Annotated in this window: 15 protein-coding genes; 7 read left to right on the top strand and 8 right to left on the bottom strand. The window is 76.5% G+C overall.

The genetic code is table 11. The annotated features are described in order from the left end of the window. The 3 genes from ACFWXO_RS24255 to ACFWXO_RS24245 all read left to right on the top strand — a co-directional run. The coding region (locus ACFWXO_RS24255; RefSeq protein WP_380525874.1) for a hypothetical protein at positions 1–369 on the top strand (369 nt) is incomplete at its 5' end. Between the two features lie 205 nt (positions 370–574). Continuing rightward, positions 575–925 (top strand): helix-turn-helix transcriptional regulator, encoded by a 351-nt coding sequence (locus tag ACFWXO_RS24250; RefSeq protein ID WP_375896803.1) that lies wholly within the window; start codon positions 575–577, stop codon positions 923–925. Positions 926–975: 50 nt separating this feature from the next. After that, the gene (locus tag ACFWXO_RS24245; protein WP_380525872.1) at positions 976–1,392 is read left to right on the top strand and encodes a VOC family protein; all 417 of its coding nucleotides are present in this window, start codon (positions 976–978) and stop codon (positions 1,390–1,392) included. 3 nt (positions 1,393–1,395) lie between these two features. Here ACFWXO_RS24245 and ACFWXO_RS24240 read toward each other — a convergent pair whose 3' ends face one another. Genes ACFWXO_RS24240 through ACFWXO_RS24230 form a run of 3 tightly spaced genes read right to left on the bottom strand, consistent with a single transcriptional unit; the run spans position 1,396 to position 2,543 of the window. Continuing rightward, positions 1,396–1,593, bottom strand: coding sequence for a hypothetical protein (locus ACFWXO_RS24240; protein WP_380525870.1), 198 nt, complete (start codon positions 1,591–1,593; stop codon positions 1,396–1,398). Next, positions 1,590–2,357, bottom strand: coding sequence for a MerR family transcriptional regulator (locus ACFWXO_RS24235; RefSeq protein WP_380525868.1), 768 nt, complete (start codon positions 2,355–2,357; stop codon positions 1,590–1,592). The genes ACFWXO_RS24240 and ACFWXO_RS24235 overlap by 4 nt, the downstream gene beginning before the upstream one ends. Before the next feature lie 54 nt (positions 2,358–2,411). Beyond that, entirely contained in the window at positions 2,412–2,543 is a 132-nt protein-coding gene (locus ACFWXO_RS24230; RefSeq protein ID WP_380525867.1) for a hypothetical protein, read from the bottom strand. Positions 2,544–2,596: 53 nt separating this feature from the next. Here ACFWXO_RS24230 and ACFWXO_RS24225 point away from each other — a divergent pair, with 53 nt between their 5' ends. After that, a complete protein-coding gene (locus tag ACFWXO_RS24225) occupies positions 2,597–3,904 on the top strand; it encodes an RNA-guided endonuclease InsQ/TnpB family protein (protein WP_380525865.1) in 1,308 nt (435 codons plus the stop codon). A 110-nt stretch (positions 3,905–4,014) separates the two neighbouring features. Here the strand turns inward: ACFWXO_RS24225 and ACFWXO_RS24220 are convergent, their stop codons facing one another. From ACFWXO_RS24220 to ACFWXO_RS24210, 3 genes are all read right to left on the bottom strand, one after another. After that, complete coding sequence (locus ACFWXO_RS24220; protein ID WP_380525880.1) at positions 4,015–4,863, bottom strand: BPL-N domain-containing protein; 849 nt, start codon at positions 4,861–4,863, stop codon at positions 4,015–4,017. Between the two features lie 221 nt (positions 4,864–5,084). After that, complete coding sequence (locus ACFWXO_RS24215; protein WP_380525863.1) at positions 5,085–6,347, bottom strand: MFS transporter; 1,263 nt, start codon at positions 6,345–6,347, stop codon at positions 5,085–5,087. Positions 6,348–6,505: 158 nt separating this feature from the next. Further along, positions 6,506–7,291, bottom strand: coding sequence for an NAD(P)-dependent oxidoreductase (locus ACFWXO_RS24210; RefSeq protein ID WP_380525861.1), 786 nt, complete (start codon positions 7,289–7,291; stop codon positions 6,506–6,508). A 65-nt stretch (positions 7,292–7,356) separates the two neighbouring features. Here ACFWXO_RS24210 and ACFWXO_RS24205 point away from each other — a divergent pair, with 65 nt between their 5' ends. Both ACFWXO_RS24205 and ACFWXO_RS24200 read left to right on the top strand, forming a co-directional pair. Beyond that, positions 7,357–8,265 carry a LysR family transcriptional regulator gene (locus tag ACFWXO_RS24205; protein WP_375896789.1) on the top strand — a complete coding sequence of 303 codons (909 nt, stop codon included), beginning with the start codon at positions 7,357–7,359 and terminating at the stop codon, positions 8,263–8,265. Positions 8,266–8,463: 198 nt separating this feature from the next. Beyond that, positions 8,464–9,024: a DinB family protein gene (locus ACFWXO_RS24200; protein WP_375896792.1), complete on the top strand. Its 561-nt coding sequence runs from the start codon at positions 8,464–8,466 to the stop codon at positions 9,022–9,024. A 61-nt stretch (positions 9,025–9,085) separates the two neighbouring features. Here the strand turns inward: ACFWXO_RS24200 and ACFWXO_RS24195 are convergent, their stop codons facing one another. Beyond that, the gene (locus tag ACFWXO_RS24195) at positions 9,086–10,603 is read right to left on the bottom strand and encodes an alpha/beta fold hydrolase (RefSeq protein WP_380525859.1); all 1,518 of its coding nucleotides are present in this window, start codon (positions 10,601–10,603) and stop codon (positions 9,086–9,088) included. 156 nt (positions 10,604–10,759) lie between these two features. Here ACFWXO_RS24195 and ACFWXO_RS24190 point away from each other — a divergent pair, with 156 nt between their 5' ends. Further along, positions 10,760–11,281 (top strand): cupin domain-containing protein, encoded by a 522-nt coding sequence (locus tag ACFWXO_RS24190; protein ID WP_380525857.1) that lies wholly within the window; start codon positions 10,760–10,762, stop codon positions 11,279–11,281. A 335-nt stretch (positions 11,282–11,616) separates the two neighbouring features. On the opposite strand, the gene ACFWXO_RS24185 is transcribed toward ACFWXO_RS24190, so the two are convergent. Next, positions 11,617–12,960, bottom strand: a 1,344-nt coding sequence (locus ACFWXO_RS24185) for an RNA polymerase sigma factor (protein WP_380525855.1), incomplete at its 5' end; no start/stop codon positions are given.

Here is a 12,960-nt window from a genome sequence, read left to right as displayed (position 1 = left end):
GGGCGCGGGGCCCCCGGTTTCGCCCCGCGCGCCCGCCCCCCCCCCGCGCCCCCCCCCCCCCCCCCGCGCGCCGCGCCCGCCCCCCCCCCCCGCCCCCGCCCCCCCGCCGAGGGGCCGCTGCGCGCGGACCTGCTGGCCGCGCTGCGCCGCGGCGCGCCCGTCCCCAAGTGGTTCAACGGCCCCGCGGACTTCCTGGCGTCGCACGCCCGCCTCGACGAACTGACCGAGGGCGCCGCCCCCGCCGCCGCGGCCTTCGAGGCGCAGACCCTCTCGCTGGCCGTGGCCGAGGACGGCCCCTGGCGCTACCTCGTCGTCCTGCCGCACGACGGCGGTGCCCCGCTGCTCGCCCGCGGCCCGCGCACCGCCTGACGCCTGTCTCCCGGATCCCCGCCGGGTCCGCGGCGTCGGGGCACGCACCTCGCCGCGGTGGCGGCCGGCCCGCCCGGCGCCACCGCCCGGTTACCGGGCGCGCGCCGGGCGGGGCAGGGTGTCCGAGCGGCCCGGTACGGTGGCTGCCGTGCCCACCCGCGTACCCCTCGAAGACCTCGTCCGGCTGCGCCGGGCCCGCGACCGGATGGACCGCGAGTACGACCAGCCGCTGGACGTGCCCGCCCTGGCCCGCACCGCGCTGATGTCGCCCGGCCACTTCTCGCGCAGCTTCCGCACCGCCTACGGCGAGACCCCGTACAGCTACCTCATGACCCGCCGGATCGAACGGGCCAAGGCGCTGCTGCGGCGCGGCGACCTCAGCGTCACCGAGGTGTGCATGGCGGTGGGCTGCACCTCGCTCGGCTCCTTCAGCAGCCGCTTCACCGAACTGGTCGGCGAGAGCCCCAGCGCCTACCGCTCCCGCGACCACGCCGACGGCGAGCCCATCCCCGCCTGCATCGCCAAGATCCGCACCCGCCCCGCGCGCCGCACCTGAGGCGCCGTACCTGAAGCGAAGGGCGGCCCCTCTCCCGTAAGTTGACGTGCATGAGCATCGAACTCGCGCAGTGCTTCATCGCCGTCGACGACCACGACAAGGCGCTCGCCTTCTACCGCGACGTCCTCGGCTTCGAGGTGCGCAACGACGTCGGCTTCGAGGGCATGCGCTGGGTCACCGTCGGCTCGCCCGAGCAGCCCGGGGTGGAGATCGTCCTGGAACCCCCGCTGGCCGACCCGCACGCCTCCGAGGACGACCGCCGGGCCGCCGCCGAACTCCTCGCCAAGGGGCTGCTGCGCGGCGTCATCTTCCGCACCGACGACTGCGACGCCACCTTCGAGCGCATCCGCGCCGCCGGCGCCGAGGTCCTCCAGGAGCCGATGGACCAGCCCTACGGCGTGCGCGACTGCGCCTTCCGCGACCCGGCGGGCAACATGCTGCGCTTCAACCAGCCGCGCGCCAGGTAGCGCTCAGGACCCGTCGGCCGGGCGGCCCAGGCGGTGCAGGACCAGCCAGGCCTGGACGCCCTGGGCCAGCAGCACGGCCGGCGGCACCGACCAGGGCAGCAGGCCGGCCAGGGCCAGCGGGAACAGCGCCAGGACGGTCACCGCCAGGACGGGCAGGGTGCTCAGCAGGGCGACGCGCAGCCGCACCCGGCGGGGCATCATGACGCCTCCCGGGCCCGGTCGAGGAAGGTGCGCAGGTCGGCCCAGGCGTCGGCGGGGGCGGCGGGGTCGCCGGACAGGGCGGCCGGGTCCTCGCACCAGGCGGTGCGCACGGCGGCGGACAGCGTGGTGTCGCCGCCGCTGAACAGCCGGGAGAGCTCGTCGAGGCGGGCGGCGATGCGGCGCACCCGGGGGTCGGCCGGGTCGGTGCCGGCGGCGCGCAGGGCCTCGGCGCGGCGGTAGAGCTGGGGCCACTCGACCTCCAGCAGGTAGTGGGCGGCCGGGCCGAGGGCGGCCGCGTGGTCGGCGAGGGCGTGCAGCTGGTCCTCGTCGAGGTGGCGGCGCAGGGCCTCGTCGGCGGCGGGCCGGGTGGCGCCGGCGGCCCGCACCAGGCGCAGCAGGTCCTCGGTGCCGGGCTCGCGTGCGGCGGCGAGCTCGCCGTCCAGGTGGCCCAGGCGCTCGCGCAGCTCCCGCAGCGCCGCCAGGGAGGCCTCGGTGGCGGCCAGGTGCTCGCGCACCAGGCGCCGCACGTCCACGCCGGCGTCCAGGCAGGTGGCGATGGTCTCCAGGCCCAGGCCCAGGCGGCGCAGGGCGAGGATCTGGTAGAGCCGCACGACGTCCTGCTCGGTGTAGGCGCGGTGGCCGGAGGCGGTGCGCCGGGAGGGGCAGAGCAGGCCGAGCTGGTCCCAGTGGTGGAGGGTGCGTACGGTCAGTCCGCTCGCCTCGGCGAGCGGGCCGACCTTCCAGGTCTGTTCGGAGGAGGGCATGGCACGAGCATCCCTTCTGACGCCGCGTGAGGTGCAAGCCCCCGGGGGCGCACCTCAGGCGGCACGGGCGGGCAGCGGGTAGTCGGGCAGGGCGATGTCGCCGGCCTTGGCGAACTGGGCGGCCAGGACGGCGCGCAGCGGCCAGCGGCCCATCCAGCGCATCGAGGCGGCGCGCAGGCGGATCATCAGGGCGCTGTCGGGGGCGCCTGTTGTCAGTGGGTCAGGTTATGTTCTCGGGCATGAAGATCGTGGTGCGGGTGAAGCTGGTGCCGGAGGCTGACCAGGCCACCGCGCTGCGTTCGACCCTGCGCGCGGTCAACGAGGCCGCGTGCTGGGTGTCGGCGGTTGCGTTCGAGCGCGGGGTCCCGCGTGAGTACGAGCTCCGCAAGCACACCTACGCCGGATTGAAGGCGATAGGGCTGGGGGCGCAGGCCGCCCAGCACGTCATCAAGAAGACCCGTGACGCCTACACCACGTTGAAGGCCAACATCCGCGCCGGGAACCTCGGCAGGCCGGGCTCCGAACGACGGGTCAAGGCGGAGTCGAAGCCGATCACGTTCCGGGCCGAGGCCGCACAGCCGTATGACGACAGGTGTTTGAGCTGGCAGCTGGACCATCGGACCGTCAGCATCTGGACAATGGCCGGACGGCTCAAGGGTGTGCGATTCGCGTGCTCGCCCGACGCGCTCACGATGCTCCGCGAGCACCGCAGGGGCGAGTCCGATCTCATCGAGCGCGACGGCGAGTTCTACCTGATCGCCACCTGTGAGGTACCGGAGAAGCCGCTCAACCAGAGCCCGGCCGCCTTCATCGGAGTGGACCTCGGCATCGCCAACATCGCCACCATCAGCACCGGCTACCGGGCCGCCGGACGCGGCCTGAACCGGCACCGTAAGCGCCAGCTCGACCTGCGGCGCAAGTTGCAGGCCAAGGGCACAAAGTCCGCCAAGCGCCTCCTCAAGAAGCGGTCGCGGAAGGAAGCCCGGCACACCGCCAACGTCAATCACATCGTCTCCAAGACCATTGTTACTGCCGCTGAACGCACCGGCTTCGGTATCGCCCTGGAAGATCTGACGGGCATCCGCAGTCGGGTACGGCTCCGCAAGGACCAGCGGACCCAGTTGCACTCGTGGGGCTTCCACCAGCTCGGCCGGTATATCGCGTACAAGGCGAAGCGGGCCGGGGTGCCGCTGGTGTACGTCGATCCGGCGTACACCAGCCAGGAATGCTCCCAGTGCCACCACATCGACCGGAAGAACCGCGTCGACCAGGCAACGTTCGCCTGCCGGTCCTGCGGGACCGTCCTGCACGCGGATACAAACGCGTCCCACAACATCGCCCGCAAAGGCGAGACCGTGTGGACCGCGGGGCGTGAGTCACGCGTCCCAGCCACCGCAACCCAGGTGGCTCAGACGTGGGAGGCCACGCGACAGCCAGCCGCGCCCTACCCACAGGCCCGGTCCCTTCAAGCTCGGGTCAAGTTGACGAACCAGCTGTCCAGTTCGCGGGCGAGCGTCGAGTCGTGGACGGCGAACCAGCAGTGGTAGCCGCCGATGGAGCGGTAGTGGTCCTGTTCGGGGCCGAAGGCCAGGCGGTGCACCGTGGAGTGCAGCCCGTTGACTCAGGGGTGGGTCAGGGTCAGGCCGGGCCCGGGGCGTCAGGACTTCGGCGCCGTGCCCAGCAGGGTGTGCACCAGGTCCCCGCCCAGGGCCAGGCCGGCCGGGGACTCGTCGGAGAGGCCGTAGTCGCGGTACCACTCGGCCGGGGCCTCCGGGTGCGGGCCGCTGACCGCCACCCGGCCCGAGCCGTACGGGGCGACGGCGGCCGCGGCCCGGTCGTTGGTGTAGCGGGCCAGCACCTGGGCGCCCGGGCCCTCCAGGTCGAAGTACGGGCCGTCCTGGAAGTACATCCGCTGCGGCCGCCCGCGCCAGGAGACGTCGACCAGGTGGTCCTGCTCGTCGGTGACGGTGGCGCCCCCGGAGCTGATGTACTGCCCGGAGTCGCCCGGCAGGAGGCCGTAGCCGGGGTCGTGGCCGGCCAGGTAGCCGCCCATGCACAGCCCCAGGTAGTGCCCGCCGCCGCGCACGTAGGCGCGCACCAGCTCGGGGGAGAAGCCCGGGTCCTGCTGCAGCAGGCGCCAGGCGGTGGACACCTCCTGCCCGTTGGTACCGCCCGGCTGCACGTACAGCGCCGCGCCGGACAGCGCGTCCGGGCCGAAGCGGACCTCCTCCTCGGGCCCGATGTAGCGCACCGCGAAGCCGTCGTGCTCCAGCAGGTCGTGCGCCGCCTCCGGGCAGCCCTCGCAGGCCGCCGGGCCCCGGTAGACCAGCGCCAGCGGACGGCCCTGCGGATCCGGCGCGGCCCCGCCGCCCGCGTCCGCGCGCGGCGCCCGGCCGGCCCGGGCGGCGCCGTCCGGGCCGCCCCCGGAGGGGGGAGCCCCGCACGCCGACGCCGCCAGCACCACCGCCGCCAGCGCCAGCGCCGCCGCGCCCCGCCCAACCCTCATGACCTGCACGCGTGCCGCCTCCCCGGGCCGTTGCCGTCCGCCGCCACGACGCTACGGCCCACGCCCCCGGGCCCGCACACCAGCCCCCCTGATCGGGTGAACGGGGAGGCGGTGGTTGACCGGCCCCCGGGTGGAACCGGGGGAGGCCCGCGGTTGACGGCCCCGGGGACTCGGGAGTGTTCGGGCGTCAGGAGGCCCCGGGCGTCAGGAGGCCCCGGGCCTCAGGAGGACGCGGCCGCCGCCGCGAGCGCCGGGGCCGGCGCCGGCCGGGCCGGCGGGAACCGCCGCAGCCGCACCAGCGCCAGCACCAGCAGCAGGGCCAGCGCCCCGGCCGCACAGGCCGGCGCGAACGCCGCGAGGGGCCCGTGCGCGCCGACCAGCGGCCCCACCCCCGTCACCGCCAGCCCCTGCCCCGCGATCAGCCCGCTGCCCAGCAGCGTCATCGCCTCCGCCATCCGGCCCGCCGGCGCGACCCGCTCCACCAGGCCGAACACCGCGATCAGCGCCGGCGCCACCGCGAACCCCACCGCCCCCACCGCCACCGCCGCACCCGCCACCCCGTCCACCGGCAGCAGCCCCAGCAGCAGCACCGCCTGCGCCGCCACCGCCGTGCGCAGCCGCGCGGTGAGGTCGAAACGCTCCGCGAACGAGGCCAGCAGGACCCCGGCCGCCGCGCTGCTCACCCCCATCGCCGACCAGACCAGGCCGCCGACGCCCGCGTCCCCCCGGGCCAGGTACTGCACCCCGGTGTTGGCGGCGCCGAACACCACGCCCTGCAGCACCGTCACGGCGATCAGCACCAGCAGCGGCCCCGACAGCACCCGCCCCGCCGCCGCCGTGCGCCCCGCCGCCGTGGGCGCCGCTGCCGCCACCGCGGGCGCCGGCGCCGGGGCCGTCGGGTGCAGCGCGAACACCGTGCCGAACACCGCCATCAGCACCGCCGCGCACACCAGGCCCGCCGCCGGGTGCACCGCCCAGGCCAGCACCCCGACCAGGGCGGGGCCGGCCACGAAACTCGTCTCGTCCACCACCGCGTCGAAGGCCAGCGCCGGGCCGACCAGTTCGTGGCCGTCACGGCGCCCGCCCGCCAGCGCGATCCAGCGGGTCCGCGACAGCGGCCCGATCTGCGGCACGGTGAAACCCGCCAGCGCCGCGCACCCGGCCTGCACCGCCGGCGCCAGGGCGCCGACCGAGGCCACCACCAGGGCGGCCGTCAGCAGCGCGTTGGCCAGCGACGCCGCCAGGATCACCGGACGGTGGCCGCGCCGGTCGGCCAGCCGGCCCAGCAGCGGCCCGCCCACCGCCTGCCCGCCCCACAGCAGGCCCGCCACCACCCCGCCGCGGCCCACCCCGTCCAGCGCGGTCACCATCAGCAGCGTCCCGGTCGGGCACAGCGCGGCGGGCAGCCGGGCGAGGAAGGACACCAGGGGCAGCCGGGGCCCGGCGAGTCGGACGACGCCTTGCACGGCGGTGCGAGCGGACAAGGGGCGCCCTTCATCGGTGGTCGCGGCGGACGCCCCCCACTACACCGGACGGCGCGCGCGCCCGGCCATCGGCGGCGGCACCAAGCCGGCCGCGCCGCGGGCGGGGCGGCGCTGGACGTTCCTCCGAGCCGCAGGCCCGCCCTCCACGGCGGCAGGCGTCAGTCCTCCCGCAGCGCCCGCACCACCGCCGACAGGTCCCGGTCCGCGATCGACGGGTCCGCCAGCAGCGCCCGACGGGCCGCCGCCAGCAGCGGGCCGCCGCCCGCCAGGGCGAGGTCCTTGGCGGCCAGCCGCACCGGGAAGTCCGACTCCGCGCTGCGCGCCCGGGCCACCACCCCCGCGAGCGGCCCGGCCGCCAGCACCTCCAGCGCCTGCTCCTGCGGCACACCCAACTCGCCCGCCACCGACAGCACTTCGTCCAGTACGGCGACCGAGGTGACGATCGCGCCCATCACCACCACCTTCAACGCCGCCCCCGCACCGGGGCCCCCGCAGTGCCGCACCCGGCCCAGGCGGGACAGCACCGGCTCGGCGCGCTCCAGGTCGGCGTCCTCGCCGCCCGCGTAGACGGTCAGCTCGCCGCGGGCGGCCGGGCCGACGCTGCCCAGCACCGGGGCGTCCACCAGGGCCACGCCCTCCGGCAGTCGCTCCCGCAGCCCGGCGAGGGCGCGCGGGCCGATCGAGGACATGTCGATCCACAGGGTGCCGGGGGCCAGCGCGGCGGTGAAGCGCCCGGCGACCTCGGCGGCGGCCTGCGGGTCGGAGAGCATCGTGACGACGATGCCGGCCCCGGCCACCGCCCCGGCCGGGTCGGCGGCCTCGGTCAGGCCGTCGGAGCGGCCGGGAGTGCGGTTCCACACCGTCAACGGGTAGCCGGCGGCGGCCAGGCGACGGGCCATCGGCAGCCCCATCCGGCCCAGGCCCAGAAAGGCGATCTTTTCCATGGCCCCCACGCTAGGCAGCCCCGAGCCAGGCGACAAACGAATGTCTCGCATGGTACTCATGCGAAATGGACATGGCTTGGCTGGACGTCTTCCGCACCGTCGCCCACCTGGGCTCCTTCACCGCCGCCGGCGAGCGCCTGGGCTTCACCCAGTCCGCGGTCTCCCGCCAGATCGCCACCCTGGAAGCCGAGTTGGGTGCCCCGCTGTTCGACCGCCTGGCCCGCGGGGTCCGGCTGACCGAACACGGCCGCGCCCTGCTCCCGCACGCCGAGGCCCTGCTGGAACGCCTCGACACCACCCGCCGCGACCTCGTCGCCCTCACCGAACTCGACGCCGGACGCCTGCGAGCGGGCGCCTTCGACAGCGCCAACGCCGAACTCGTCCCCGCCGCCCTCGCCGCCTTCCGCACCGCCCACCCGCAGGTCGAGACCACCCTCACCGAAGGCCTCAGCGCCCAGCTGCTGGAGCGCCTCGCCGAGGCCACCATCGACCTCGCCGTGGTCGCCTCCTACGCCGAGGACCCCCAGGACGCCTACGACACCGACCAGTTCGAGCTGCACCCGCTGCTCGCAGACCCCGTCCTGGTCGCCCTCCCGCGCGGCCACCGGCTCGCCGGCCGGCGCCGCCTGCGGCTGGCCGAACTCGCCGACGAACCCTGGATCGCCGCCCGCCGCGACCCCGGATCCACCCTGCTCGCCGCCTGCCTGCGCAGCGGCTTCCAGCCCCGCATCGAGTACGCCGTCGGCGCCTGGGCCGCCAAACTCGGCCTGGTCGCCGCGGGGTTGGGCCCCACCCTCATCCCCGCCCTGGCCGCCCGCGCCGCCCGCCCCGACATCGCCCTGGTCCCCCTCCACCCCCAGGACACCCCCGTGCGCCACGTCTGCACCGCCACCCGCCGGGGGCAGCGGGTGCCGCCCGCGGTGGCCGGCTTCCTCGGCTTCCTGCGGGCGGCAGCCGACGCCCACCGGGGCTGACGCCCACCGGGGCTGGCGCTCGCCGGAGTTGGCTCCCACCGGGGCCGGCGCTTGGCCGGAGTCGGCGCTCCGCCGCCTCCACCGTCCGGGCCGGCGGCACCGCGATCGTCAACCGGGCAGGGCGGCAGGGTGGCAGGGTGGCCGGGTGGCGCGTTAACTCGGTTGAAGGGCGAGGTGGTTGCGGGCGATCATGCGGGGATGAGCGAGCGACCCGAGCGATGGACCCAGGCCACCGTCTACCCCGACATGTGGGCCGACCCGGCCGACGATCCGCGCAACAGTGAAGGCCCCGCCCCGGACGGCGAAGCCGCCACCCTCGAGGACTACCTGGTCAACTACCGCCTCACCCTGCGGATGAAGTGCGAGGGCCTGGACGCCGAGCAGCTCGCCCGGCGCTCGGTGCCGCCCTCGACCATGTCGCTGCTCGGCCTGGTGCGCCACCTGGCCGAGGTGGAACGCGACTGGCACAACTGGATCCGCGAGGGCGAGCCGCAGCCCAAGCTCTACGGCGCCCGCGACGCCGACTTCGACGGGGCGCTCCCCGACCCGGCCCTGGTCGAGGCCGCCTGGCGCGACCTGGAGCGCGAACAGGCCGCCCTGGACGCCGCGTTGGCCGCCCATCCGGACCTCGGCGAGCGCCTCGGCAAGCAGCGGCTGTCGGTCCGGGAGGTCCAGGTGCACCGCATCGAGGAGTACGCCCGCCACTGCGGCCACGCCGACCTGCTGCGCGAGTGCGTGGACGGCCGCGTGGGCCAGTGACGTGAGGGCTGCCGGGGCGGCCGGCGCCCCGGCGGCCCGGCGGCCCCGGCGCCCCTTGCCGTCAGCAGGTGGCGTCGGCCGGCGGCAGTACGCCGGTGGACAGGTAGGCGTCCACGGCGCGCTGGGCGCAGGGGCTGTAGCCGTTGAGGAGGACGGTGTGGATCCGGCCGGGGACGGTCAGCAGCCGGGAGGCGGACAGCCGGGCGTGCAGGGCCAGGGCGCCGGCGTAGGGGGCGTGGGTGTCGCCGGTGGACTGGATCTGCAGGGCGGGCACCGCGTTGCGCACCTGGACGAACGGCTCCTGCGGGTCGGTCGGCCAACTCGCGCACGGCGTCGGCCCGTTGAACACCGGTCCGAAGAGGGGCCGGGTGGCGCGGGAGCGTTCGACGGCGGCCGCGTACCACCCGGGGGAGCGCGGCATCGCCACGTCGTCGCACAGGTAGCCGATCGTGGCGGCGAGGTCGGCGCCGGCCTGCGGGTCGGGCGCCAGGACGGCCGTCAGCAGCGCGTGCAGGGTCGGGCTCGCCTGCACCGGCCTGCCGTCGGCGGCGTCCAGCAACTGGCGCAGCACGTCCGCGTAGTCGGCGCTGTCGCGGTCGTCGCCCTGGCAGACGGTGAGCAGGAACGGCAGCAGGGCGCCGTCGAGGCGGAACCCGTCGATGCCGATCGGCGCCGCCTCGGCGCGCCGGACCAGGCCCTGCACGGTGGCGCGCACCGCCGCCGCCGTCGCGCCCAGCCGGTACCGGCCGTCGCGGGGCGCGGCCCAGGCGGCGAAGTCGTCCAGCGCCCGCTCGTTGGCGGCCCCCATGTCCTGGAGCGTCCGGACCCCGTACCGGTCCGGGTCCGGCGCGCTGTCCAGCACCAGGCGGTCCACCCGGCCCGGGTACAGCTGCGCGTACACCGCGCCCAGCAGCGCGCCGTAGGACTGGCCGAAGAAGGAGGCGCGCGGCTCGCCCAGGGCCGATCGCAGCACGTCCAGGTCGCGCGCGGTGTTGCGGGTGGTCAGGTGCGGCAGCAGGTCCGGGTACTTGTCCAGGCAGGCGTCGGCGTCCGCCTTCGCCAGGCGCCAGCTCTCCCGGAAGCCGGCCGCGCCGCTGCCCGCCGAGCGCAGCCAAGTGCCGTGGTTCAGGCCGCAGTCGAGGCCGCCGCTGGCACCCACCCCGCGCGGGTCCATCCCGATCAGGTCGTAGGCGGCGGCCGTGGCCGGGGCCAGCCGGTCGCGCAGCGCGACCGGCAGGGCCAGTGCGCGCTCGCCGGGGCCGCCCGGGTTGGACAGCAGGACGCCGTGCCGGGCGGCGGGGTCGGCGGAGCGGATCCGGGAGACGGCGAGGGGCAGGGTGCGGCCGTCGGGCGCGCGGTAGTCCAGCGGGACGGTGAGCGTGGCGCACTCGGCGCCGGCGGCGGCCAACTCCGGATCCTGGCACGGGCCCCAGGCGAGGGCCTGGTGCCGGAAGCGCTCCGGCGGATCGGCGGCAGCGGTGGCCTTGTCGGCCGGTGCGGCCGGGGTGGCGGCGGTGGCGGTGGGAGCGGCGGCCGCGGACAGGGCCAGGGCGGCGGCGAGTACCAGGGCGGGCTTCATGGCGTCCACCCTAAAGTCCCCGTGCCGTAGGGGGGTTGGCGGCCCGAGGAGGGCCCCGTGCCGTCGCGCGGGCGCACCTGCCGGATCCGATTGACCCATGGAAACGGTGCTTGATTGCCCCATGATCGTGGGTCTTTCCGCTCCTAGGCTGGTCCCATGACGACGACGGAGAACACCGCCCCCGCTGCCATCCCCGCCACCGCCCCGGTCCTGGCCCGCCACGGTGAGGCCGAGACCTGCGCCGACCCGAGCGCCACCATGACCCTGCTCGCCGAGACGGCCCCCGGCGAGGGCGGCTTCACCGTCTACCGCTCCGCCTTCGCCCGGGGCGCGGTCGGGGCCCCGGCGCACTTCCACACCCGGGCGACGGAGCTGTTCTTCGTGATCAGCGGCTCGCTGCGGGTCCTGGTCGGCGAGGAGGTCACCGTCCTGGACGCGGGCGACTTCCTGGCCGTGCCCCCGCACACCCCGCACGCCTTCGCCGCCGCCCCGGGCTCCGAGGCCGACGTGCTGTTCGTGTTCGCCCCCGGCATGGACCGCTTCGACTACCTGCGCCTGCTGGGGACCGTCATGCGCGGCGAGACCGACCCGGGGGCGATCGCCGCCTCCGCCGAGCGCTTCGACAACCACTACGTGGACAGCCCCGCCTGGCGCGCCGCCCTGGCGGGCCGGGCCTGACCCGGTCCCGGGGCGCGGGGCCCGGGGCGTCGGGCTCCTTCGACGGGCCGGGGCGGCCCGGGTGTGGAACGGTGGAAGGCCGGGGGATCAGGGGGCCGGTTGCGAGAGGAGTCGCCATGTCGTCGAAGCGCCGCCGCAAGAAGAAGGCCCGGGCCAAGCGCGGGGCCAACCACGGCCGCCGGCCCCAGTGCTGAACGGCTGAACGGCCGGTCCGTACGGCCCCGCGTCCGCAGCTCGGACGCCGGGCCGTACGTCCGGTCACCCTGCGCAGTCAGCCGGTGCAGTCACCCGCGGAGTCAGCCCGCGGAGTCGGCCTGCGGAGTCGGCCTGCGGAGTCAGCCCGCGCCGTCGAGCGCGGCCGCCTTGCGCAGCAGCACCGCCCGCTCGCGGGCGTTGCGGCACAGCCGGGCCGCGAGCTCCAGCTCCGCCCGGGCCTCGCCGGTGCGCCCCAGGCGGGTCAGCAGTTCGCCGCGCACGCCCGGCAGCAGGTGGGAGCCGGCCAGGCGCCCGGAGACGGCCAGGTCGTCGACCAGGGCGAGCGCGGGCCTCGGCCCCTCGGCCATCGCGACGGCCACCGCCCGGTTGAGTTCGACCACCGGGGACGGCGCCACCCGGCCGAGCGCCTCGTAGAGCAGCACGATCCGTTCCCAGTCGGTGCCGGCCACGCCGGGCGCCGCCGCGTGGCAGGCGGCGATCGCCGCCTGGAGGCCGTACGGGCCCAGGCCCCGCCCGAGGGCGGCGGCCCGGCCCAGGGCCGCCAGGCCGCGGCGGATCGCCGAGTGGTCCCAGCGGCGCCGGTCCTGGTCCTCCAGGAGCACCGCCTCCCCGTCCGGGCCGGTGCGGGCCGGGAAGCGCGAGGCGGTGAGCTCGAACAGGGCGAGCTGCCCGTGCACCTCGGGTTCGTCGGGCAGCAGGGCGGCCAGGGTCCGGGCCAGCCGCAGCGCCTCGTAGGCGAGGTCGGGGCGCAGCAGGTCGGTGCCGGAGGTGGCCGTCGAGCCCTCGGTGAAGACCACGTACAGGACGCTCAGGACGGCGCCCAGGCGCTCGCGCCGCTGCCGCCGCGGCGGCAGCTCGAAGGGCACGTGCGCGGCGGCGATGGTCTTCTTGGCGCGGGTGATCCGGGCCTGCACGGTGGGCACCGGCACCAGGAACGCCCGGGCGATCTCCTCGCTGGACAGGCCGCCGACCACCCGCAGGGTGAGCGCCACCCGGGCCTCGGGGGAGAGCACCGGGTGGCAGGCGGTGAACATCAGGGCGAGGACGTCGTCGTCGACCCGGTCCGGGTCGAACGGCAGGTCCGGCGCCGGTGCGGGCCCGGCCGCCGAGCCGGCGCTGAACTGGCCCTCGGCCAGGCCGCCGGCGAGCGCGGTGTAGCGCTCGTCCAGGGCCGAGGCGCGGCGGAAGGCGTCGATGGCCCGGCGCCGGGCGCAGGCCAGCAGCCAGCCCACCGGGTCGGCCGGGGCGCCGTCGCGCGCCCAGGAGACCAGGGCCTCGGCCAGCGCCTCCTGGGCGACGTCCTCGGCCAGGGCGAAGTCCCCGGTGTAGCGGGCCAGCGCGCCCACGATCCGGGCGGACTCGATCCGCCACACGGCCTCGACGGGCCCCCCGGGGGCCTCCGGGCCCGGGGGGGCGGCGGGGGCGTCGGGCGACAGAGGGGGCCCGGGCGCGCGCGCCGCGCC

Origin of the sequence: Kitasatospora sp. NPDC059088, assembly GCF_042738155.1 — a bacterium.
Lineage (GTDB): Bacteria > Actinomycetota > Actinomycetes > Streptomycetales > Streptomycetaceae > Kitasatospora.
The sequence above is the reverse complement of the archived record's forward strand: the minus strand, read 5'-3'. Positions and strand labels throughout refer to the sequence as shown.

Coding starts and splice junctions, on each gene's coding strand:
- ACFWXO_RS24250 (WP_375896803.1), top strand. CDS start 575: ATGGACCGCGAGTACGACCAGCCGCTGGACGTGCCCGCCCTGGCCCGC.
- ACFWXO_RS24245 (WP_380525872.1), top strand. CDS start 976: ATGAGCATCGAACTCGCGCAGTGCTTCATCGCCGTCGACGACCACGAC.
- ACFWXO_RS24240 (WP_380525870.1), bottom strand. CDS start 1,593: ATGATGCCCCGCCGGGTGCGGCTGCGCGTCGCCCTGCTGAGCACCCTG.
- ACFWXO_RS24235 (WP_380525868.1), bottom strand. CDS start 2,357: ATGCCCTCCTCCGAACAGACCTGGAAGGTCGGCCCGCTCGCCGAGGCG.
- ACFWXO_RS24230 (WP_380525867.1), bottom strand. CDS start 2,543: ATGATCCGCCTGCGCGCCGCCTCGATGCGCTGGATGGGCCGCTGGCCG.
- ACFWXO_RS24225 (WP_380525865.1), top strand. CDS start 2,597: ATGAAGATCGTGGTGCGGGTGAAGCTGGTGCCGGAGGCTGACCAGGCC.
- ACFWXO_RS24220 (WP_380525880.1), bottom strand. CDS start 4,863: ATGAGGGTTGGGCGGGGCGCGGCGGCGCTGGCGCTGGCGGCGGTGGTG.
- ACFWXO_RS24210 (WP_380525861.1), bottom strand. CDS start 7,291: ATGGAAAAGATCGCCTTTCTGGGCCTGGGCCGGATGGGGCTGCCGATG.
- ACFWXO_RS24205 (WP_375896789.1), top strand. CDS start 7,357: ATGGACATGGCTTGGCTGGACGTCTTCCGCACCGTCGCCCACCTGGGC.
- ACFWXO_RS24200 (WP_375896792.1), top strand. CDS start 8,464: ATGAGCGAGCGACCCGAGCGATGGACCCAGGCCACCGTCTACCCCGAC.
- ACFWXO_RS24195 (WP_380525859.1), bottom strand. CDS start 10,603: ATGAAGCCCGCCCTGGTACTCGCCGCCGCCCTGGCCCTGTCCGCGGCC.
- ACFWXO_RS24190 (WP_380525857.1), top strand. CDS start 10,760: ATGACGACGACGGAGAACACCGCCCCCGCTGCCATCCCCGCCACCGCC.